Source organism: Arthrobacter sp. T2-23 (assembly GCF_055398325.1).
In genome coordinates this window covers 1,054,723-1,076,597 of record NZ_AP027917.1, presented here as the reverse complement: position 1 = coordinate 1,076,597, position 21,875 = coordinate 1,054,723, and the positions used below count along the sequence as shown (strand labels likewise).

Sequence of the window (21,875 nt, the reverse complement as noted above, 5' to 3'; positions counted from 1 at the left end):
CGGGTGGCCGGGCGCCCGGGCCTAGAGCGGGGCGCACTGGCCGTTGGTGGCTACCAGGTTGCGGATGGACTGCTCATCGCCCTTGCGTTTGAAGCCGTTGAGCATTTCCTCGGTGATCGGCTCGCCTTGGGGCGTCGTCGTCACCGGGGTGAAGTCAGACGACGACGGCGACGGCGCGGGCTTGGTGCCCGGCTGCGCCAATGGCACCGCGCCGGCGGAGATCGGCCCGGGAGCCGCGGCCGGCTGGCGGAGCGAATCGTCGGCCGCCCCCGCCGCGGGTGCCGGCCCCAGGAGCTTGTCCACGGCCTGGTGGATCTTGTCGAAGTCCGGAACCGTCGAGAAGGAGGCATCGAAGTCGGGCGGACCGATGGTGAGACGGCTCACCGGCTGGCCCTTGGACTTCATCGCCAGGTCCACGAAGCTGCCGAGCTGGCTGGCGGAGATGTTGGAATCGACCACCTTGGTGCCGGCCTTGACGATGTCCTCGAACTTGGTCAGCAGGGTGGCCGGATCCAGCTGCTTGAGCATCGCCTGCTGAACGCACTGCTGGCGTGCGATGCGGGCGTAGTCGTCGACGAACTCCCGGGAACGGCCGTACCAGAGGGCGTGGTAGCCGTCCAGAGTGTTGTCCCCGGCCGGGATCCAGCCGAGCGGCATGCCGTGGATGCCGTTGGCCTCGTCGATCGTCTCGCCGCTGATCGGGACCCAGCCGCCTGCCTTGATCCGGATGCCACCCATGGCGTCGATGAGCTTGGCGAAGCCGTCCATGTCCACCAAAACGTAGGCCTGGACCTTGATTCCGAGCGTCCCGGAGACCGCCTCCAGGGTGGCCTGCGCCCCCGGGTCTTCCACTCCGGGGTAGAGGTCCTTGTACTTGTTGGTGACCTCGGTGTTGATGGCGTTGATCAGGCACTCATCGCCGCAGTCGTAGCCGTCAGGGTAGATCTTCCGCATCGGCGAGTCGTCGCTGAACCGGGCGTTCTGCAGGTTGCGCGGGATCGAGATAATGGCGGACTGGCCGGTCTTGGCGTCCACGCTGATCACGGAGAGGCTGTCCGGCCGGCGTCCGGTGCGGTCGGCCCCGGCGTCGCCGCCCATCATCAGGAAGTTGTAGCGGCCCTCGGAGGGCTCCATCGCGGGTCCGCTGGCGAATATCGTGCCGATTGCGTCCCGGCCGACGTTCAGCAGGTAGGCCGCGTAGCCCAGGCTGCCGCTGCTGAGCAGCATGGCCAGGACCAGGGTCACGACCACGGCGGCGCGCGCCCGGGTCTCGAGCATCGCCGGGCGGATCAGGCGCAGCGTGTTGACGAAGAGCACCGCCCAGCCCAGGGCCAGCGCCGTGAGCACGATGACCAGAAGCAGGGACGTGGCGGGATTGGCGACGAGGTTGATCAGGGTCGGGCGGGAGACCAGAAGCAGCACAAGCGCCAGGATCATCAGGGCCCAGACCGTCAGCGTCACGCGGAGCGCGGTCCGACCCAGCCGGCGGTTGCCCGCCACGGTCTGCGCGCTGCCGGGTACCAGCAGGGTGAGCAGGATCAGCAGGAACGCACGCTTGGCGAGGACCCGCGGGCCCGCCCCGGAGGGGTAGCGGACCGGGTCGGTGAGGGCGCCCTTTGTCGGCTGCCTCTTGTCCTGCGCAGCAGCGAAACTCTTGCTCATGTACTGGATCCTTACCGGCCGCCCCGCGGAACGCTGTTTTCGTCGGAGAACACCTCGGCCACCTTGCTGCGCAGGTTCGCGCCCTTGGCCGTGGCGGCGTCGTTGAGCTCCTGGGCGAACTCAAGGAGCTGGGACCGCAGCTGCTCGGCGAAGGCATCCGTGCCTGAGGCCAACATCCGCACCGCGAGCAGTCCGGCGTTGCGGGCGCCTGCGATGGAGACTGTGGCGACCGGGACACCGGCGGGCATCTGCACGATGGACAGGAGCGAGTCCATCCCATCGAGGGTTTTCAGCGGCACGGGGACGCCGATGACCGGCAACGGCGTCACCGAGGCGAGCATGCCGGGCAGGTGCGCGGCGCCGCCGGCGCCGGCGATGATCACGCGCAGCCCGCGTTCGTGGGCGGTCTGCCCGTAGCGGATCATTTCGGTGGGCATCCGGTGCGCGGAGACGACGTCGGCCTCGAACGGGATGCCGAATTCGGCCAGCGCCTCGGCGGCGGCCTCCATCACGGGCCAGTCGGAATCTGAGCCCATGACGAGCCCCACGATCGGGGCGGAGCCGTTGCCGGCGGCCCGGGGTCCGGAAGCTTGGGCTTCGGTGCTGGCGCTCACGCGGTCTCCTCGGTGGTTCCCGGGCCGGTGCCGGCCGGGGCCCGCCCGTCCCGGATGATGTTGGCGACGGTGCCGGCCCGTTGCCGGACGGAATCGACGTCGGCCGTTGAGGTGCCGACGAGGTTGACGTGGCCGATCTTGCGGCCCGGGCGCACGGCCTTGCCGTAGCAGTGGACCTTGGCGGCCGGTTCGCTGGCAAGGGCCGCCGGGTAGGCGGAGAACAGGTTCTGGTTCGCTCCGCCGAGGAAGTTCTTCATGACCACCACGGGCCCGAGCAGGTCGGTGGCCCCCAGCGGCAGGTTCAGGATGGCGCGCAGGTGCTGTTCGAACTGGCTCGTGACCGAGCCGTCCTGGGTCCAGTGGCCGGTGTTGTGCGGGCGCATGGCGAGTTCGTTGATCAGGAAACCGGCGCCGACGCCGGGGGTCTCGAACATCTCCACGGCCATCACGCCGGTGACACCGAGTTCGTTGGCGATGCGGACGGCGGCGTCCTCGGCCGCGGCGGCGACCTCCAGCGGGATGTCCAGGGCGGGGGCGATCACTTCGTCGCAGACGCCGTCGACCTGGATGGTGTGCACCACCGGCCACGCGCGGGATTCGCCGTCGGGGGTCCGGGCGACCATCGCCGAGAGCTCACGGCTGAACTCCACCTTGGCCTCGGCCAACAGCGGGGACATGGCCTCAAACCAGTCCGCCGACGCCGCGGCGTCCTCGGCGGAGTCCACGATCCGTACGCCCTTGCCGTCGTAGCCGCCGCGCGGCGTCTTCAGCACCACCGGCCAGCCGGCGTCGTCGCCGAAGGCGATGAGGGCGTCCACATCGGCGACGGCGGCCCAGCGCGGATTCGGGAGTTCCAGCAGGTCGACGGCCGCACGCATCACCAGCTTGTCCTGGGCGTTGACCAGGGCGTCGGGGCCCGGGTGGACGTTGACGCCGGCCTCGATCAGGGCGCGGAGGTGCCCGGTGGGAACATGCTCATGGTCGAAGGTCAGCACGTCCAGTCCGCGGGAGAACTCCAGCAGGTGGTCGAGGTCGGTGTAGTCGCCGACGGGGGCCTTGGCCACGGCGGCGACGGCGGAGACGTCCTCGCCCTCGGCCAGGACACGGAGTTCGAAGCCGAGTGCGGTCGCGGCCGGGGCCATCATGCGGGCTAGCTGGCCGCCGCCAACCACACCGATTACAGGAAAAGTCACATCTCCCAGCCTACCGAAAACCTGCGCGGAACCGGCCCCCGCGCGCCCGGGCCACCGAATCGGCAGCAATTTTCGGCGGGGAATGCCGGGTGCGGGCCCCGGATTTGCACCGGCCGGGGGCGCGCACCCGGGAAACGGCGCTAAAATGGGCCGTTGGCCGGTTGGCTGACAGATTCACGAGGGCCGCGGAGGGTCATGATTAACACACTTGCAGATCGTGTGCGCGGGCTTGCCTCGCTCTTCTGGCGCGAAGTGGCGAAGTTCGGCGCCGTCGGCGGTGTTGCCTTCGTCATCGACAACGGCCTGACGTACTACCTGATGCACGGCGCCATGTCCGACAGCGAGGCCAAGGCCCGCTTCGTCGGTGCGACCGTCGCCACGATCTTCTCCTGGATCGCGAACCGCTTCTGGACGTTCCGCCACCGCAGGCAGGAAAACGTGCTGCGTGAGTTCGCGATGTTCGTCCTCATTAACGGCATCGGCATCGGCATCTCCACCGGCCTCACCGCACTCGCCAAGTACAGCATGGGCATCACGGACAAGAACATGCTGTTCTTGGCCGGCGTGGTCGGCATCCTCGTCGCCACCGTCGTGCGCTTCTTTGCCTACCGTTTCCTGGTCTTCAACAAGGAACTCGACGACGAGCCGGAGTTCTCGCACGACCACGAGATCATCGAACGGCACCCGCACGGCGAGGCGCCCGTCACGGTTCCCGGGCAGCCGGCCGAGGAACCCGAAGTACCCGGCACCAACCCCGAGCGCCGCTGAGCCGGCCCGTCAGCTCCGGCTGACGCGTTCGTCGCTGAGAAGCCGCTCCGTCACCGGCACGTCCGGGTGCACCAACACCACGGAGCCGTCCCCCTGCCACGCCGCGAGGGCCTGGGCCAGGACCGGTTCGAGCCCGTCGGCGGCCCGGACCAGAAGCCGCTGCCCCGCCTCCGAGGCCTGCCCTGCCGCAGCGAAACCGGCCAGCAATCCGCCGTGGGTGTGCACCGGGCCCGCGGCGGTCCGGACGGCAGGGCGGTCCGGCTCCGGATCCACGTGGGGCATAAAGAAGTCGCCGTGCGAGCGGACCTCGGCGGCATAGTCGACGACGCCGGAGGGCAGTTCGCCCGGCCACCGCATCGCCAGTGCCGGCAGCGCCACCGCCACAACGGTCTCGAAGGCACCCCCGGCGGCCGCCCGATCAGGCTCCGCGGTGGCGATCAGTTCGGCTTCCGCGGCGTCGAGCACCACTTCCATGCCCAGCTGCCAGGCGGCCAGGGCGAGCACCACCGACTTCCAGTGCGCCGGCAGGTCCAGCCGGAGCCGCGTCCCCGGTTCGGCGTCCAGCTCGTCCTGAAAGAGGTTGCTGGTCTTGGCCACCCAGTTGTCCAGCACCCGGCCGGAGAGTTCCACCCGTTCGGCGTCGGGTCCGTACCAGGTCAGCCGCGGGGAGGTGGACTGGCCCGAACGCAGGGCCGTCATCAGTTCGATTGCCGGGATGCTCATGCGTTCATCTTGCCACGGCCGTCCCGGCGTGATCTCCGTCACGGCAGGTCCGGCGGGAGGCGGGGGAGCGCCGCGCCGCGGTGGAGGGCCGGCACGCAAAAACGCCGAAAACGCAAGAGAATCCCAGCGTGGTCGCAGGAAAAGCGCAGGAAACTGCTCAGTATGCTGTCAATTCCGGGGAAAGGCGCGGAAGGCTGCCGAAAAATCCCGGGCGTGGCGTGCCCCGGCAATCCGATCGAAATTGATTATTATCTCCGCTGCGGCTTGACTCCCGGATACTTACACACGTGTAATTAGGTATCGAAAGCCACTGCGCAACAGCCGGCACACAACCGAGTGTCCGAGGGTCAGTCAGGGGCTGCAAAATCAGAGAGGGAACGCCAATGGGGCTTGCAGAGCGTATCCATGAAGATGAAGTCGTCGCGGGTCAGGCGACGGCAAAATACCGTTCACGCGGAGTGCCGAGCGACTGGTACGTCGACCCGGCCGATCCGGACGCAGCGGAGCGGTACAACGAACACACCCAGGATTCCCTGCAGGACCAGGCCACGGCCTTCCTCGCAGCACACGAAGCACTCCTGGCGGGCAACCCGGAGCAGGACGATCCGCTGGACCCGCCGATGGAACTGCAGACCCTGCACTCCGGAACCACCGCCCAGCCGGTGTGGATCGGCTTGCCGTCCCGGCAGGACTTCGATGACGAAGGCGAACTGGGATGGCAGACGGACGCGCTCTGCGCGCAGACCGACCCGGAGGCCTTCTTCCCGGAAAAGGGCGGCTCCACCCGCGATGCCAAGAAAGTGTGCGGTGCATGCAACGTTCGCTCGCAGTGCCTGGAGTACGCCTTGTCCAACGACGAGCGCTTCGGAATCTGGGGCGGCCTCTCCGAGCGGGAACGCCGCCGGCTTAGGAAGCGGGCAGTCTAATTCTTCAAGAAGTACGAGTCACCGCCGTTGTGGTAGCCCACAACGGCGGTGACTATCTCCCCAGGACCCTGGCGGCTTTGGCGGCGCAAACGCGGCCGGCGGACGCGGTGATCGGGGTCGACACCGGATCCCGCGACCACTCGGCGGCGCTGCTGGGCCAGGCGCTCGGCACCTCCAACGTGACCGTTTTCGAGCAGGCCAGGACCGGCATGGGCGCCGCCGTCCAGGCCGGCCTCAACGCCCTTGCTCCCCGAAGCGGCGGCGCCGCGGACGCGGCCGCCGAGTGGATCTGGTTGCTGCACGACGACGCCGCGCCCGCCCCGGAGGCCCTCGCCGAACTGTTGCATGCCGTGGAGCGTGCGCCCTCGGTCACCGTAGCGGGCTGCAAACAGCTGGACTGGCACGCCGGTCGCCGCCTGATCGACGTCGGGCTCTCTACCAGCCGGTGGGCCGAACGCCTGACGCTGATCGAAGCCGACGAACTCGACCAGGGCCAGTACGACGGCCGCAGCGACACCTTCGCCGTCAACTCCGCCGGCATGCTGATCCGCCGCGACGTCTGGGAAGATCTGCGGGGCTTCGACCCGGCCCTGCCCGGCAGCGGCGACGACGTCGACTTCTGCTGGCGCAACCGGCTCGCCGGCCACCGTGTGGTGGTGGTCCCGAGCGCCAGGATGTTCCACGTCTCGCACCGGCCGCACGCCCTCGGGACCGCGACGGCGGCCCGCAAGGCCCAGGTCCACCTTCGGCTCAAGCACGCCTCGGCGTGGAAAGTCCCGCTGCATGCGGTCGGCGCCCTCCTTGGCAGCCTCTTCAAACTTGTCCTCAGCATCGCCGTCAAGGATCCCGGGCACGGATTCTCGCAGCTGCTGGCAACCCTCGGCGCGCTGGGCCGGCCCGCCGCGGTGCTCCGCGGCCGCCGCAACGCGGCCCGCACCCGGCGCATCCGGCGCTCCGTGATCAAGGGCCTGCAGACGCCCCGGCGCGAGGTCTGGGCCCACCGCCGCTCCCTGATTGAGGCCATCGGCTCCGACGACTCCGACCCGGACGGCGGGCACGACCCGCTCGCGGATCAGCCGAGCGGGGACTCCACCGACGATTTCGCGGCCCTCAGCACCACCGGGCGCGCCTGGGTGGGCAACGGGGCCCTCCTGGCGCTGCTGGTCACCGCCGCGGCCTCGCTCATCGGCCTGCTGAACCTGTTCCGGGCCGACGCCGTCACCGGCGGGGCGCTGATGCCGGTCTCAGCCCGCCTGGGCGACGTCTGGAACCATGCTTCGAGCTGGTGGATTGCGCTCGGGGCCGGACTCCCGGGCCACGGCGACCCCTTCGGCTACGTGCTGTGGCTGCTTGGCGTCCTCGGGGCCGGCAACGCCAGCGGCGCCGTGGTGTGGCTGCTGGTCCTCGCGATGCCGCTGTCCGCCCTGGGCGCCTGGTTTGCCGCCGGGGCCCTGACCCAGCGGCGCCGTCTGCGGCTCGCGGCCGCGCTGCTCTGGGCCGGCGCGCCGGCCCTGCAGGTGGCCCTCAACCAGGGCCGCCTCGGCCCGCTGGTTGCGCACGTGATGATGCCGCTGCTTGTCCTGGCCCTCCTCCGCGCCACCGGCTCGGTCCCGGGCCGCGGACGCTTTGCGGTGCCGGGCCCGGGGGAGCGGCGCTTCACGGAGAAACCTCCGGCCAAGCCCGGCATCAACGGAACCCCGTCCTGGACCGCGGCAGCCGCGGCCGGACTGGCGCTGGCCGTCGTCACCGCGGCGGCGCCGTCACTGCTGCTGCCCGCCGTTGTCGTTGTCGCGCTTTGCGGCGTGCTGCTGGGACGCCGCGGACGCACCGTCTGGTGGTCGCTGCTGCCCAGCCTGGCCCTGTTCCTTCCCTTTGCCCTCTCCGTGCTGGACCGGCCCCGCGCCCTGCTCGCCGATCCTGGCCTGCCGCTGGGTTTCGACCCGGCTCCGCTCTGGCAGCAGGTACTGGGCCAGCCGCTGCGCTTCGACGCCGGCGCAGGCGTTGCCGGACTGGCCCCCTTCGGGCCGGGGGCCGTGCCGTGGGCGCTCCTGCTGGCCCTGTTGCTCGGCCTGCCCGTGCTGCTGCTGGCCCTGACGGCACTCTTTCTACCGGGCCGGCACGCGGCCGGCCGGCGGGCCCGGCTGGCCCGCTGCCTCTGGGCTGCCGGCACGCTGATACTGGCAGGCGGCTGGCTGGCGGGGCACGTCGCCACCGGCGCCAGCGCCGAGGTCCTGGTCACCCCGTTCACCGGTCCCGCGGTCTCCGCCGCGGCGTTCACCTTGCTCGGAGCGGCCCTGGTCGGCGCCGAAGCCCTGCTCGACGCCGCCGACGCGACAGCGGCTACCGCGCCGGGCCGCCACGTCCTGGCCCGCAAGATCCTGGTCCGCGGCACCGCCGTCACCGCCATGGTGCTGCTGCTCGCCGGGCCGCTGGCCGGACTGGCAGCCTGGGCCGCGCACAACGTGCTGCAGACCGTTCCGGCCTCCGCTACGCCCACCGCAGCAACCGACCCCACCGCCGCTGCGGGTGCCACCGGCAGCTCCCCGGACGCCATCCCCGGCACCGGCTCCGCCACCGACACGGCCGGAACCGGGGACCTGGGCACCCGCCGGCTGGTCCAGGCCAGCAAGGCCCGCACCCTGCCGGCGACGGCCATCGATCGCGCCGAGGGCCCGGAACAGGCCAGGACCCTGGTCATCACCGCAGGGGAGAACGGAATCTTCGCGGCCTCCCTCATGCGCGGCGCCGGCACACGGCTGGACGCCCTTTCCGCCGTCGCCTCCGCCCGCACCGTGATCGGGGCACCGGGGGAGGAAACGGTGCGAGATGACGACGCCGTGGCCGCGTCACTGCGCGGAGTGGTCGCCACCATCGTCGCCGGCCAGGGCGTGGACCCCCGCGGGCAGCTGGAGCAGCTCGGGGTCGGCTTTGTGGTGCTGGAGGCCTCCGACAGCGCGGCCCAGCTGACGGCCAGTCGGATGGACGCGGTCCCCGGCCTCGTCGCCGTCGGCCAGACCGATGCCGGCTGGCTGTGGCGGATCAGCCCGCTGAACCAGCCGGTGATCGGCGCCGCCGACGTCGCGCACCGTGTGCGGATCGTCGACGGCGCCGGAGCGACCGTCGGTCTGCTGCCCTCCGAGGCCGTCACGGCCGACGCGGCCGTGCCCGCCGGCCCGGAAGGCCGCCTGGTGGTCCTGGCCGAGCGTTCCGACCCGGGCTGGAGTGCCTGGGTCGACGGCCGGCGCCTGACCGCCACCTCCTCGGACTGGGCCCAGGCGTTCACCCTGCCGGCCCAGGGCGGCAAGCTCACCCTCCGCTACGAAAACCCGTGGGCGCTGTGGACCGGGATCGCCCAGGCCGTCGTGATCGGCCTGACCGTCCTGCTGGCCATCCCCATGCCGGCCCGCCGCCCGAACACCGGGCTCTCCAGGGACGAAGGCTCCCTGCGTAAGGAACATCAGGATGCATGACCAGAACGAGAACGAGCGCCCAATGCCTCCGGACCGGCCCAACCCCACCCGGCCGGCCACGGCCGCCGCGGCGGAAGCAAAACGGGACAGGAGCGGACGCGGCAGCAGCACGCGCAGCGCCCCGGTCCCGGCCCTGGCCCGGGTGAAAAGCCTCTGGGGTGCCGTAGGCGGCATCCTCTCCGCCGCGCTGCTGGTCGCGGCAGGCGGCGGCCTCGTCGCGGCGGCGGCACTTTCCCCGCAGGGTCCTGGCAGCCGCCCGCTCGAGGCACCCCTGGCCGCGGTGCCCGCCGGGAGCAGCCTGGGCGTCTGCCCGGGACCCGCGCGGCTGCTCGAAGGTGCGCCCGTGGGCACCGACCCGCAGTTCAGCCCGGAATCGGCCACCGCCAAGAGCGCGGTGAACGCCGTCGTGCTCAGCTCCAGCGCCGGTGAACTCCCCGGAAGCCGCCTCGCTGCGCTCAGCGGCGGCGCGCTGGTGGAACTGGCCAAGGCCCCTGCGCCCTCCGCAACGCCCAGCCCCGCCCGCGGCGCCCCGGCGCTGCGTGCCGGCGTGGTCCCGCAGCGCGCCGTCGACGCCGTCACTGTCCTCAGCGCCGATGCGCAGGGAAACCGGCAACCGTCCGCCGGGGCCGTGATGAGCTACACCGCCGCCGACGGTGACCTGCGCGGCACCGCCGCCACCGCCTGCCAGCGTCCGGCCAACGACCTCTGGCTGGTCGGGGCGAACACCGCCGTCGGCCGGACCGCGGTCCTGAACCTCAGCAACGCCTCCGGCACCCCGGCCACCGTCAGCCTGGATCTCTACGGCGCCAAGGGGCCCATCCAGGCGCCCGGAAGCCGCGGGCTGCTGGTCGCGCCGGGCACCACCCGGTCCGTCATTCTCGCCGGCTTGGCGCCCGGGCAGGAGCAGTTGAGCGTGCGCGTGCGCAGCACCGGCGGACCGGTATCGGCTGTCATCCAGCAAAGCGTGCTCCGCGGACTGACCGCCGGCGGCGTGGACTTCATTTCGCCCGGAACCGCCCCGGCCACCCGGCAGGCCATCTCGGGTCTCGACGTCGAGGACCCGGCCGCGCTGGCCGCACTGGCAGCCAAACCCGGCTTCGCCGACGCCAAACCCGCCCTCCAGATCACCGTCCCGGGCGCCGCGGACGCCGTGGTGGAAGTGAAGCTGTTCGGCCGTGACGGCCAGAAGCCCTTGCCTGGCGGCGGCGTGGTGACGGCAAAGGCGGGTGCCGTGACGGAAGTCTCGCTCGCGGGGGTTCCGGCGGGCCACTACACGCTCACGGCCAGTTCGGACGTGTCCTTTGTCGCCGCCGCCCGCGTCACCCGCGGGCTCAAGGCCGAGGACGCCGCCGACTTCGCGTGGGCGCCCTCCTCGGTGCGGCTCGGAAGCCAACACGTGGTCCCGGTGCCGGCCACGGGCGCCCGCTTCCTGATGTTCGGCGTGCCGGACGGCCGGGCCACGATCTCCTACACGCCGATCACCGCGGACGGCAAGGTCCGCGCCGCGGCCACCGCCGACATCGCGGGCGGAACCACCGCGTCCGTCCGGATCCCCGCCGACGTGGAGGGCTCACCGCTGGTGGGGTACCTGGTGTCGGCGGCAGGTGGCGCGGCCTACGGGTCCGTCCTGCTGGAACAGGACAACAAGTCCGACGTCTCGACCATCCCGGTGGCGCCCGGCGCGGCCGGACAGGAACAGGTCCCCGTCGTCCTCGGGTACTAGCCCGGCACGCCCGAGGAAGACCCGCGGCGGCCTAGTAGCGCCGGCGGTACACCGGGTCCAGCGACTCCGGCGGGACGCCGAGCATCTCCGCCGTGCGTTCGACGACGACGTCGTGCACGAGGTCCTGGAGTTCCTCGCGGCTGCCGCAGGCCTGCTCCACGACCCTCCGGTACAGCGTGATCACGGGGCCGTCCTCCGGCGTCGCCGGGGTGTAGCTGCCCATCGGCGCGGGGGTGGCCTCGGCCACGAGTTGCTCGAGTCCCGGCGGGATCTCCTCCACGGCAAAGCGGACACCGTCCAGCGGTTTGCCCCAGATGTCGTGCAGGCGCTGGGCGGAGTCCAGGACAAAGTCATCGAACCGGTCGGAGCGGGTCCGGTAGCCGGGCAAGGTGGGGAGCATCAGTTCGCCGCGCAGGCCGCGGCCATGACGGTTCCTGCGGCGTTGCCGGAAGCCTTTGCCCGTGGCGGTGCCGCCGGCGGCGGGGTCAGCCAACCGGACCGTAAAGCCGGGAACGTGGTGCGATGACTGCATATCTTGACTCTAAACCCGGCGCTGGATTTCTGCGAGATGGCGCCCCCGCGCCCCGCCGCCGTCATCCGCGGCAGCCATCGGCGTGCCCCTTGGCCGGCCCCGGACTCCGCACCCGCACGCGGCGTCCGGGACGGAGGGGGCGTTTCAATGCGCGGCGCCGCAGGCCGGAGGGAGTAGTCTGTGGTGTCGTGGGTGCAATTCGTCAGTGTTCAAGGTCCGCCTGCCGCAATTCGGCGGTGGCGACTTTGACGTACGTCTATGCCGATTCGACGGCCGTCCTTGGCCCGCTGGCCACCTACGCCGAACCGCACTGTTATGACCTCTGCGAACAGCATGCCGGTTCGCTGACCGTGCCGCGCGGCTGGGAAGTCCTGCGGCTCGCGATGCCCGCAACCCCTGCCGGGCCGGGCCCCGATGACCTGTTGGCCCTTGCGCACGCCGTCCGGGAGGCCGCTGCGGCCAGGCCCGCGTCGACGGAGCCCGTCCATGGACAACGGACCGCGCATCCGGCCCTCGAAGCCCCGGCCGGCGCCGAAGGCACACGCCGCGGACACCTGCGCGTGCTGCGCGAACCCTCCTGAGGCGCGAACTGGCGGTAGGCTGGGAACTGAAATTTCCGTACGCCACCGGCGCCTGCTGCGTCGCACCCAGGGAGCCTTCATCATGCCAGGTCTTACCATGTCGTTGATCAGTCCCGAGCTGTTGTCTGTCCTGCGCTGCCCGGTCACGGGCTCGGCCCTGGTGCAGGAGGGCGACGAGCTCGTCGCAGCGAGCCCCGGCGAGGACGGGCAGATGCTTCGGTACGCGATCGAGGACGGCATCCCCCTGCTGCTGCCGCCGGAACTGCTGGCCGCTGCCACCGCTGCCCGCTCCGATCAGCACGACGGCGGCAACCACGACGGCGGTCGCTCCGGCGGCGCGCCGCGCCACGCCGCGGAGTAGTCCCGCCCCTGCAAGGGCAGGCGGCCGAGGGAATTCCCGGTGCCGGCCCATCGGCGGGCGCCCCGGCGCCGAAGCACTTGCAGTCCCTTCAGCTCCATTCCGGCTACCACAAAGGATCCCCATGACCTTCGACTACAAAATTGCCGACATTTCCCTGGCCGAGGCCGGCCGGCACCAGATCCGCCTCGCGGAGCACGAAATGCCCGGACTGATGTCCCTGCGCGAGGAGTTCGGTGCGAGCCAGCCGCTCAAGGGCGCCCGGATCGCCGGTTCGCTGCACATGACCGTCCAGACGGCCGTGCTGATCGAGACGCTCACCGCCCTCGGCGCCGAGGTCCGCTGGGCCTCCTGCAACATCTTCTCCACCCAGAACGAGGCCGCCGCCGCCGTCGTGGTCGGCCAAGGCACGGCAGAGGACCCGCAGGGTGTTCCGGTGTTCGCCTGGAAAGGCGAGACGCTCGAAGAGTACTGGTGGACGGCCGAACAGATCCTGACCTGGCCCGGCGCGGACAGCGACCCGGAGCTGGGCCCGAACATGATCCTCGACGACGGTGGCGACGCCACCATGCTGGTGCACAAGGGCGTCGAGTTCGAGGCCCTGGGCGCCGTTCCCGCAACGGGCGACGACGAGTCCGAGGAAGGCCGCGTCTTCCTGTCCGTCCTGCGCGCCTCGCTCGAGAAAGACCCGCAGAAGTGGACCCGGATCGGCTCGCGCCTGCTCGGCGTGACCGAGGAGACCACCACCGGCGTCCACCGCCTCTATCAGCTCGCCGAGCAGGGCAAGCTGCTGTTCCCGGCGATCAACGTCAACGACTCCGTGACCAAGAGCAAGTTCGACAACAAGTACGGCATCCGCCACTCGCTGCCGGACGGCATCAACCGCGCCACGGACGTGCTGATGGGCGGCAAGGTCGCCGTCGTCTGCGGCTACGGCGACGTGGGCAAGGGCGCGGCGGAGGCCTTCCGCGGCCAGGGATCGCGGGTGATTGTCACCGAGATTGACCCGATCTGCGCCCTGCAGGCCGCCATGGACGGCTACCAGGTGGCGAAACTGGAGAACGTGCTGGCCGAGGGCCACATCTTCATCACCACCACCGGCAACAAGGACGTCATCATGGCCGAGCACATGGCCGGGATGCGCGACAAGGCGATCGTAGGCAACATCGGCCACTTCGACAACGAGATCGACATGGCCGGGCTGGCCCGGATCCCGGGCATCAAGAAGGTCGAGATCAAGCCCCAGGTGCACGAGTGGGTCTTCGAGGCCGATCCCGCGACTGTCAAGGACAGCCGCTCCATCATTGTGCTGTCCGAGGGACGGCTGCTGAACCTCGGCAACGCCACCGGCCACCCCTCCTTTGTGATGAGCAACTCCTTCGCCAACCAGACCATCGCGCAGATCGAACTCTTCACCAAGGCGGGCCAGCCGGAGGGGGAGCGCGAGTACGAAAAGCAGGTCTACGTGCTGCCCAAGATCCTCGACGAGAAGGTGGCCCGGCTGCACCTGGACGCCCTCGGCGCTGAGCTCACCGAGCTGACCAAGGAACAGGCCGAGTACCTGGACCTCGACGCCTCCGGCCCCTACAAGCCGGAGCACTACCGCTACTAGAAGCACCGCGGCGTGCAGCCAGGGGCCCCGGACGTCACCGTCCGGGGCCCCTTTTGTGACCGTATCGTGGCGTGGGTGACGGCGGGGCGAGACGGAAATTCACCTATGCTTTCAAGGTAACGTCTGGAAGGACCCGAGTATCGTGATCGCCCCAAAAAGCTGGAGCGCCGGCCGGAAGGCCGCCGTTTTGGCCGCGGTGTGCGCCCTGGCGGCCGGCGGCGGCGTCTTCGCCGCGGCGGGTCCGCTGGCCCACCCGTCCTTTGCCTCCGAGTCCGCCTCGCCCGAGCGTTCCACGCAGGGCCTGGCCTTCCCGGTGGTGCCGCCGGTCCAGCTGACCGCCGCCCCCGCGGACGCGGCCACGCAGGTCAACCCCGCTGCCCCGGTGACCTTGAAGGTGGGTAATGGGCGGATCGAACGGGCGTCGCTCACCAGCGCCTCCGGGGACACCGTGGAAGGAACGCTCAGCGCCGACGGCTCCAGCTGGGCCGCCGCCGGGCCGCTGAAATTCAACACCCGCTACAACTACACGTACTCGATCGTGGACGGCGTCGGGCGCAGCACGAGCACCACACGCAGCTTCACCACGGTCTCGACCGCCAACGAAGCCGACGCCGCGATCTACCCGCTGGATGGCATGAAGGTCGGAGTGGCGCAGCCGCTGCAGATCACCTTCAGCGAGCCCGTGCTGAACCGTGACGCCGTCGAAAAGGCGATCAAGATCAGCTCCAGTTCCGGCCAGGTGGGCGACTTCCACTGGTTCAGCAACACCATGGTCCGGTACCGCCCGGAGAACTTCTGGGCGGCCAACAGCACCATCACGATGGATATGAAACTGTTCGGCGTCGATCTCGGCAAGGGGCAGATCGGCAACTTCAACAAGAAGGTGACCGTGCACATCGGCGACAAGAAGGTCGCCGTCGCCGACGCCACCGCACACACGTTCAAGGCCTTCATCAACGATAAGCAGGTGGGCGAGTGGCCCGCCACGATGGGCGACACCAGGTTCCCGTCCGCACGGGGCTACCTGGTCCTGATGGAGAAGTACCGGGTGGAGCACATGAGCGCCGCCTCGATCGGCCTCAAGCCCGGCGACCCGGCCTACTACGGGGAACTGGACGTCAATTTCGCCACCCGGCTGACCCCCAGCGGGGAGTTCATCCACCAGGCCACGGACTCCGCCCTGCCCTTCATCGGCAAGGCCAACCTCTCGCACGGCTGCATCGGCCTCGGCCCGGACGGCGCCCAGTGGGTCTTCGACAACATGACCGCCGGCGACGTCGTCAACGTGGTCAACACCGACGGCGACTACGCAGCGAACGACGACGGCTTCGGGGACTGGAACATCCCCTGGGCGCAGTACGCGAACTGAGCCGTCCGGCTGTTACAGGGTGAACTGGGGCCGCGCCGCCGTTCGCAGGCGCTCGCGCTCGAGGGTCGCCGCCGGTGCCGGCGGCGACCTTGGCAGCGCGGACGCCGGGTACACCGAAATTGCCGCCTGAATCAGCCCGGCTCCGGGGTGGCACCTCGCCGGTGCTCAGGCCCTAACGGTAGGCTCGGAGTCAGATATGTGGCGCCGCCGGACCCAAGGCCCGGCGGCGTGAGAGCCTACGGAAGCGAAGCAGCAGTGACTGAACAAAGTCCCACCCCTCCGAATCGGCAGGATCCGCCCCTGGATCCGGCCGAGGACGCCGACGAGCCCGCCTTCGAATGGATGAAGCCGGCGGCAGCGGGCCAGCGGGCCGACAGTACCGCCGGCGCCGGCCGGGGCGCCGCGACCCCTGACGCCGGGGATGCGTCCGGAGCCCCCGCCGCCGCCGAACGCCAGGGCCGCCGCGCCGAGCGGAGGGCCGCCGCCGAAGGCGCAGGCACTGCCGCCGGCACGGGCTCCGCCGAAGGCACAGGCACAGGCACGGCCGCCTCCACCGAGGCAACCGGCCGCCGGGCCACGGGCGAAGGCTTCCACGAGTCGCTGCCCACCTCGGCGCTGCAGGTCCGGCCGCCCCGGGAAGAGGTGGAGCGCCGCAACGCCGAACGCGAGCACGCCGCCAACGCCAAGCCGGTGGCCCCCCGGGTCATGCAGGTCCTGCTCGCGGTCTGCTACCCGGTCATCCTGCTGGTCCTGGCCGTGCGTGCCGTGACCAGCCCCCTGTTCCTCTGGGTGGAGTACAACCGTCCGGGCTTCCCGGGCGACGGATACGGCTTCAGCACCGACGACCGGATGACCTACGGGTCCTACGCCGTGGATTACCTGAGCAACTGGTCCGGCCCGCGCTATCTCGGCGAGCTCGTCAACCGTGCCGGGGAGAAGCTGTACAAGGACGGCGAAGTCAGCCACATGGCCGACGTCAAGCTCGTTATCCTCTCCGCGTTCGGAGCGGGCGCCCTGCTTGCCCTGTTCAGCCTGGCCGCCATCCTCTACCTGCGCCGCCGCAGCACCGGAGGCGTCCGCCGCGGCCTGTTCGCCGGTTCCATCGCCACCCTGGTGATCATCATTGGCCTGGGCGTGCTCGCTGCGTTGGGCTGGGAGCAGTTCTTCACCGAGTTCCACCGCGTCTTCTTCGCCAACGGAACCTGGACGTTCTCGCTGCAGGACACCCTGATCCGGCTGTTCCCGGGCCAGTTCTGGGTGGACTCCGGCATTGTGATCGGCGCCCTGGTGCTGCTGGCTGCCCTGCTCACCCTGGTCCTCACCTGGCCCACCCGCAAACGCCGCGGGCTGCCGCCCCGGGCCGCCGCCCGGGAGAGCGAATCCGGAGAGGACGAGGCGGGCGCCGCGGACACCGCCGAGCTCAAGGGCCGTCGCTTCAAGCGACGGAACGGCCGGACAGAAATCCCGGCCGGCCACGGCGCGGACACCGGACGGGACACCGGTGCCGTCCGCGATGCCAGCGCCGTTCACAGCGCTGACGGCGACCCTGCGCCCGCAGCAGACCGCGACGGGGCACCGACGGGCCGCGACAGCACGTCCTAGGAGTACCGCCAGCAGGGCGGCCGGCACCCACAGGTGCTGGCCGCTTTTGCGTCCGAGGGACCGGGCGCCGCGGCGCTAGCCGTAGATCCGGTTGATCTGCGCCTCGAAGTCGCGCACGACGGCGGAGCGCTTGAGCTTCAGGGACGGGGTCAGGTGCCCGGACTCGACCGTGAAGTCGGTGTCCAGGACCACGAAGGTGCGGATCGACTCCGCCTTGGATACCAAGGTATTGGCCTCGTCGACGGCAGCCTGGATGGCGGCACGGACCTGCTGGCTCACTGCCGCTTCCGCTGTCCCCATGGCGGGAATGCGCTGCGCCGCGCACCAGTTCTCCAGGCCTTCCGGGTCCAGGTTGACCAGGGCGGAGACAAACGGCCGCCCGTCACCGACCACCACGGCCTGCGCCACCAGCTGGTGTTCGCGGATCTTCTCCTCCAGCGGCCCCGGGGCGACGTTTTTGCCGCCCGCGGTGACCAGCAGGTCCTTCTTGCGCCCTGTGATGGTCAGGAAGCCGTCCGCGTCCAGGGAACCCAGGTCGCCGGTGCGGAAGAACCCGTCGACGAACGCCTCGGCGTTGGCCGCCTCGTTGGCGTGGTAGCCCTTGAAGGCACCGATCCCCTTGACCAGGATCTCGCCGTCGTCGGCGATCCTGATGGTGGTGCCCGGCACGGGGATCCCCACGGTACCCACCCGGGTGCGGGTGGGGGTGTTGGCCGTGCAGGGCGCCGTCGTTTCGGTCAGACCATAGCCTTCGAGCACGGGGATGCCGGCGCCGCGGAAGAAGTGCGCGTCGTGGTCACTCAGCGGACTCGCCCCGGAGACCGTGTACCCCAGGCGGCCGCCGAACGCCTGCCGCAGCTTCGGGTACAGCAACCGGTCGAAGACGCCGTGCTTGGCGCGCAGGACCCATCCGGGGCCGGCACCGGCACCGCGGGCGGCGGCGTCGAGGGCTTTGGAATACTCGACGGCGACGGCGGCGGCCGCCTGGAAGAGCCGGTCCTTGCCGGCCAGCGCGGCCTTGTGCGCGGCGCCCGAGTAGACCTTTTCGAAGATCCGGGGCACCACGAGAAGGAAGGTCGGCTTGAACGTGCCGAGGTCCTCCAGCAGTTCCTTGGCGTTGGAGGTGTGGCCCAGCGTGGTGCCTGCGCTGAGGCAGATCACCTGGACGGCGCGGGCCAGGACGTGGGCCAGAGGGAGGAACATCAGCGTCCGGGTGTGGGGCTGCAGCAGGATTTCGGGCAGGAACAGGACGATGTTCTTGGCCACGAGGGCGAAGTTGCCGTGGGTGATTTCGCAGCCCTTGGGCCGGCCGGTGGTGCCCGAGGTGTAGACGAGGGAGGCGACGTCGGCGAGGCCGGCCGCGGAGCGCTGCCGCTCCAGCTCGGCGTCGCTGACGCCCGAGCCGGCGGCAGCGAGGCTGGCGAGGTTCGGGGCGGCGCCGTCGTAGTCCATCCGGACGACGCCGAGCAGCCGGTCGCCCAGCAGGCCCGAGCCATCCAGGACGCCTTGGACCAGGGCGGCCTTCTCCTGGTTTTCAACGAAGACGCGCCGGGCGCCGGAGTCGTGCAGGATCCATTCGACTTGGCTGGCGGAGGAGGTTTCGTAGACGGGGACCGTGACGCCGCCGGCGAACCAGATGGCGAAGTCCACCACGGTCCACTCGTAGCGGGTGGCGGACATGACGGCCACCGTCTCACCCGGGGCCAGGCCGCCGGCGATCAGGCCCTTGGCGAGGGCCCGGACCTGGTCCAGGAACTGCTGGGCCGGGATGTCGGTCCAGCCGGAGGGTCCCTTGCGGGAGTAGAGCGCGTGCACGGGGTCCTTGGCGTGCTGCTCGAGCAGCAGGTCCGTCACATTGCTTTCCGGGTCCAGCTCAACGAGCAGCCCGGTGCTAGCTTCTCTCACAACCCACGTCTCCCGTTCCGGTCCGTGGCCCGGCGGCCCCGGACTCCGTTAGTAATCCTGCCCTAGATCCAGGACGGCATCCACATCCGCAACCGCCAGTCCTGGTAGGAAATCAGCTCCGCGGTCCACACCGGGTAGAAGAATGCCGAGAGCAGCACGGCGGCCACGACGAACAGCGCCACGAGGAACAAGCCGGAGCGGCGCCGCCAGAGCGGGTCCGTGCGCCGGCCCAGCACCAGTCCCAGGCAATAGGTGAGTGCCAGCACCAGGAACGGTTCGAAGGACACCGCGTAGAAGAAGAACATGGTGCGTTCGGGGTACAGGAACCAGGGCAGGTAGCCGGCGCCTACTGCGGCCAGGATGGCCCCGGCACGCCAGTCGCGGCGGCCGGCCCACCAGAACAGCAGCACAACGAGGCAGATGGCCGCGCTCCACCAGATCAGCGGATTGCCGACCGAGAGGATGGCCGAGGTGCAGCTGGGCAGTTCACAGCCGCCTGTTCCCTGCTTGGGCGACTCGTAGAAGAACGACGTCGGCCGGCCCAGCACCAGCCAGCTCCAGGCGCTCGCCTCGTACGGGTGGTCCGCGGTCAGGCCCTGGTGGAACTTGTACGCCTCCAGGTGGTAGTGCGCCAGGGAGCGGAGCGAATCCGGAAGCCAGCCCCATTCCGCCGAAGGGTTGGTCTCGGCCCAGTGCCGGAAGTAGGCGTTGCTGGAGCGGAACCAGCCGGTCCAGGTGGCCGTGTAGACCAGGGCCGCGACCGGGACGATGCTGAGGAAGGCGGTGATGCCGTCCTTGAGGATGCCGCCGGTGATCCAGCCGTGGACCCCCGCGATCCGGCGCGCGCTCAGGTCCCAGAGGACCGTTAGCAGCCCGAAGCCGGCCATAAAGAATAGGGCGGACCATTTGGTGCCGACGGCCAGGCCCAGGCAGACGCCGGCGGCCAGCCGCCACCAGCGGATTCCCAGCCACGGCCCGGCGGCGAGCTGCAACCGGGAGGGCACCCCGCCGGGGGAAGCCGCGGCCTGCCGGCCGAGCCGCGCCGCGAGCCGGCGCCGGCCGTCGTCGCGGTCCATCAGCAGCGCGCCGAAGGCCGCAAGGATCCAGAACATCAGGAAGATGTCCAGCAGCGAGGTGCGGGACATCACGAGGTGGTGGCCGTCGACCGCCAGCAGCACGCCGGCCGCCGCGCCCAGGGTGAGCGAGCGGAACAGCTTCTGCGCGATCAGGGCAAGCAGGAAGATGGACAGGGTGCCGGTCAGGGCGGCGCCGAAACGCCAGCCGAACGAGCTCTCCGGCCCGAACAGCCACATGCCGGCGGCGATCATCCACTTGCCTACCGGCGGATGGACCACGTACTCCGGACTCTCCAGCAGCACGCCGGGGTTGCCCGCGATGAAGGCGTCGTTGGCCTTGTCCGGCCACGCCCGCTCGTAACCGCTGACCAGGAACGAATAGCCGTCCTTGACGTAGTAGGTTTCGTCGAAGACCAGGTTGTGCGGGTCGTCCAGCCGCACGAAGCGCAGGATCCCGCCGAGCACCGCGGTCAGTGCGGGGATGAGCCAGAACCACAGGCGCAGCGAGGCCGGGTAGTCCCGCCAGCTGCGGATATTGCCGATCAGCCGCTGCGTGAGGGCTTCGGCGCTGAATGCGTCGTCGGGCCGGCTGATCCAGCGGTGGCCCTCAAGGTTGCGGGCGGTCCCGGCGGGCCCCGGACTTCCGGTGTGGCGGGCACGGTCGGGGCTGGCATCGTCGGGCGCCGATGCGGCTGAACCGGCCTCGGCAGGCCGCATGGGGGTCTGCGTCACGTTGCCCATGCTACCTTTCGCGGCAGGGGATCGTCGGTCCCGCGCGCCCGCCGGCAGTAGGCTGGTGGTGTGGATCCCGAGCAAAGCAGTTCCCCGCCCCCTGCCCCCGCCGATGCCGTTCCGGCAGCGGGGACGGCCGCCGGCCCGGGCCGGATCGTGCTGGCCGCCACCCCGATCGGCAACGTCGGGGATGCCTCCGCCCGGCTGATCGGACTCCTGGAGACGGCGGACATCGTGGCCGCGGAGGACACCCGGCGGCTGCACCGGCTGGTGCAAAGCCTCGGCATCACCGTGGCCGGCCGGGTGATCAGCTACCACGAGCACAATGAGGCCGCCAAGACCGGCGAACTCCTGGACCAGGTGCGGTCCGGGAAGACCCTGGTCATGGTGACCGACGCGGGCATGCCCTCGGTCTCGGATCCCGGCTTCCGCCTGGTGGAGGGCGCCGTAGCCGCCGGGCTCACCGTCACGGCCGTGCCCGGGCCCTCGGCCGTGCTGACCGCGCTCGCCCTCTCCGGGCTGCCGACGGACCGCTTCTGCTTCGAAGGTTTCCTGCCGCGCAAGGCCGGGGAGCGGGCCTCCCGGCTTGCGGACCTCGACGCCGAACGGCGCACCATGGTGTTCTTCGAGGCGCCGCACCGGCTGGAGCCCATGCTCCGCGCCCTGCACGAAGGCTTCGGGGCCGAGCGGCGCGCGGCCGTCTGCCGGGAACTGACCAAAACCTACGAAGAGGTCATCCGCGGGACCGTCCACGAACTCCTCGAATGGGCCGAGAACAATGAGGTCCGCGGCGAGATCGCCGTCGTGGTGGGAGGCGCCCCCGAACGGGAGCCGGGCAAACCGGAGGATCAGGTCGCCGCCGTCAACGCGCTCATTGCCCAGGGCATCCGGCTGAAGGAGGCGGTCGCGGCCGTCGCCGAGGACGCGAAGGTCAGCAAACGCGAACTTTATTCGGCCGTGCTCGCCGCGCGCTGAAACACGGCCCCCGGCGCCGCGCACGCCCTTGTGCAGCTGCACAGCGAAACCCGC

At 70.5% G+C, this 21,875-nt stretch carries 17 protein-coding genes; 10 read left to right on the top strand and 7 right to left on the bottom strand.

Features of this window, described 5'->3' with window-relative positions; translation table 11 throughout:
- Positions 1–21 precede the first annotated feature (21 nt).
- The 3 genes from ACZ5Z0_RS04925 to ACZ5Z0_RS04915 all read right to left on the bottom strand — a co-directional run bounded on the left by ACZ5Z0_RS04925 (position 22) and on the right by ACZ5Z0_RS04915 (position 3,421).
- A complete protein-coding gene (locus tag ACZ5Z0_RS04925) occupies positions 22–1,662 on the bottom strand; it encodes an LCP family protein (RefSeq protein ID WP_464110134.1) in 1,641 nt (546 codons plus the stop codon).
- An 11-nt stretch (positions 1,663–1,673) separates the two neighbouring features.
- Positions 1,674–2,198: a 5-(carboxyamino)imidazole ribonucleotide mutase gene (purE, locus tag ACZ5Z0_RS04920; protein ID WP_464110721.1), complete on the bottom strand. Its 525-nt coding sequence runs from the start codon at positions 2,196–2,198 to the stop codon at positions 1,674–1,676.
- A 74-nt stretch (positions 2,199–2,272) separates the two neighbouring features.
- Positions 2,273–3,421 carry a 5-(carboxyamino)imidazole ribonucleotide synthase gene (locus tag ACZ5Z0_RS04915; protein ID WP_464110720.1) on the bottom strand — a complete coding sequence of 383 codons (1,149 nt, stop codon included), beginning with the start codon at positions 3,419–3,421 and terminating at the stop codon, positions 2,273–2,275.
- Between the two features lie 243 nt (positions 3,422–3,664).
- Between ACZ5Z0_RS04915 and ACZ5Z0_RS04910 the strand changes: the two genes are divergently transcribed.
- Positions 3,665–4,237 (top strand): GtrA family protein, encoded by a 573-nt coding sequence (locus tag ACZ5Z0_RS04910; RefSeq protein WP_464110133.1) that lies wholly within the window; start codon positions 3,665–3,667, stop codon positions 4,235–4,237.
- 9 nt (positions 4,238–4,246) lie between these two features.
- Here ACZ5Z0_RS04910 and ACZ5Z0_RS04905 read toward each other — a convergent pair whose 3' ends face one another.
- Positions 4,247–4,960 carry a TIGR03089 family protein gene (locus ACZ5Z0_RS04905; protein ID WP_464110132.1) on the bottom strand — a complete coding sequence of 238 codons (714 nt, stop codon included), beginning with the start codon at positions 4,958–4,960 and terminating at the stop codon, positions 4,247–4,249.
- A 383-nt stretch (positions 4,961–5,343) separates the two neighbouring features.
- Here ACZ5Z0_RS04905 and ACZ5Z0_RS04900 point away from each other — a divergent pair, with 383 nt between their 5' ends.
- The 3 genes from ACZ5Z0_RS04900 to ACZ5Z0_RS04890 are packed head-to-tail and all read left to right on the top strand — an operon-like array spanning position 5,344 to position 11,079.
- Entirely contained in the window at positions 5,344–5,886 is a 543-nt protein-coding gene (locus ACZ5Z0_RS04900; RefSeq protein ID WP_138769965.1) for a WhiB family transcriptional regulator, read from the top strand.
- Positions 5,887–5,915: 29 nt separating this feature from the next.
- The gene (locus ACZ5Z0_RS04895) at positions 5,916–9,356 is read left to right on the top strand and encodes a glycosyltransferase family 2 protein (RefSeq protein WP_464110131.1); all 3,441 of its coding nucleotides are present in this window, start codon (positions 5,916–5,918) and stop codon (positions 9,354–9,356) included.
- Positions 9,349–11,079 (top strand): DUF5719 family protein, encoded by a 1,731-nt coding sequence (locus tag ACZ5Z0_RS04890; RefSeq protein WP_464110130.1) that lies wholly within the window; start codon positions 9,349–9,351, stop codon positions 11,077–11,079. The genes ACZ5Z0_RS04895 and ACZ5Z0_RS04890 overlap by 8 nt, the downstream gene beginning before the upstream one ends.
- A gap of 31 nt (positions 11,080–11,110) precedes the next feature.
- Here ACZ5Z0_RS04890 and ACZ5Z0_RS04885 read toward each other — a convergent pair whose 3' ends face one another.
- On the bottom strand, positions 11,111–11,611 hold the full coding sequence (locus ACZ5Z0_RS04885; RefSeq protein WP_464110129.1) for a metallopeptidase family protein: 501 nt from the start codon (positions 11,609–11,611) through the stop codon (positions 11,111–11,113).
- 188 nt (positions 11,612–11,799) lie between these two features.
- On the opposite strand from ACZ5Z0_RS04885, the gene ACZ5Z0_RS04880 reads away from it, so the two are divergent.
- From ACZ5Z0_RS04880 to ACZ5Z0_RS04860, 5 genes are all read left to right on the top strand, one after another.
- The gene (locus tag ACZ5Z0_RS04880; protein WP_464110128.1) at positions 11,800–12,192 is read left to right on the top strand and encodes a DUF3499 domain-containing protein; all 393 of its coding nucleotides are present in this window, start codon (positions 11,800–11,802) and stop codon (positions 12,190–12,192) included.
- Positions 12,193–12,289: 97 nt separating this feature from the next.
- On the top strand, positions 12,290–12,553 hold the full coding sequence (locus tag ACZ5Z0_RS04875; RefSeq protein ID WP_464110127.1) for a Trm112 family protein: 264 nt from the start codon (positions 12,290–12,292) through the stop codon (positions 12,551–12,553).
- 121 nt (positions 12,554–12,674) lie between these two features.
- Entirely contained in the window at positions 12,675–14,162 is a 1,488-nt protein-coding gene (gene ahcY, locus ACZ5Z0_RS04870; RefSeq protein ID WP_464110126.1) for an adenosylhomocysteinase, read from the top strand.
- Positions 14,163–14,307: 145 nt separating this feature from the next.
- A complete protein-coding gene (locus ACZ5Z0_RS04865; RefSeq protein WP_464110719.1) occupies positions 14,308–15,531 on the top strand; it encodes a L,D-transpeptidase in 1,224 nt (407 codons plus the stop codon).
- Between the two features lie 255 nt (positions 15,532–15,786).
- Positions 15,787–17,133, top strand: coding sequence for a TIGR01906 family membrane protein (locus tag ACZ5Z0_RS04860; protein WP_464110125.1), 1,347 nt, complete (start codon positions 15,787–15,789; stop codon positions 17,131–17,133).
- A 75-nt stretch (positions 17,134–17,208) separates the two neighbouring features.
- Here ACZ5Z0_RS04860 and ACZ5Z0_RS04855 read toward each other — a convergent pair whose 3' ends face one another.
- Together ACZ5Z0_RS04855 and ACZ5Z0_RS04850 are read right to left on the bottom strand one after the other, a co-directional pair.
- Complete coding sequence (locus ACZ5Z0_RS04855) at positions 17,209–19,038, bottom strand: AMP-dependent synthetase/ligase (protein WP_464110124.1); 1,830 nt, start codon at positions 19,036–19,038, stop codon at positions 17,209–17,211.
- Between the two features lie 62 nt (positions 19,039–19,100).
- On the bottom strand, positions 19,101–20,855 hold the full coding sequence (locus tag ACZ5Z0_RS04850) for a dolichyl-phosphate-mannose--protein mannosyltransferase (RefSeq protein ID WP_464110123.1): 1,755 nt from the start codon (positions 20,853–20,855) through the stop codon (positions 19,101–19,103).
- Positions 20,856–20,915: 60 nt separating this feature from the next.
- On the opposite strand from ACZ5Z0_RS04850, the gene rsmI reads away from it, so the two are divergent.
- The gene (gene rsmI / locus ACZ5Z0_RS04845; RefSeq protein WP_464110122.1) at positions 20,916–21,821 is read left to right on the top strand and encodes a 16S rRNA (cytidine(1402)-2'-O)-methyltransferase; all 906 of its coding nucleotides are present in this window, start codon (positions 20,916–20,918) and stop codon (positions 21,819–21,821) included.
- The last annotated feature ends 54 nt before the right edge of the window (positions 21,822–21,875 follow it).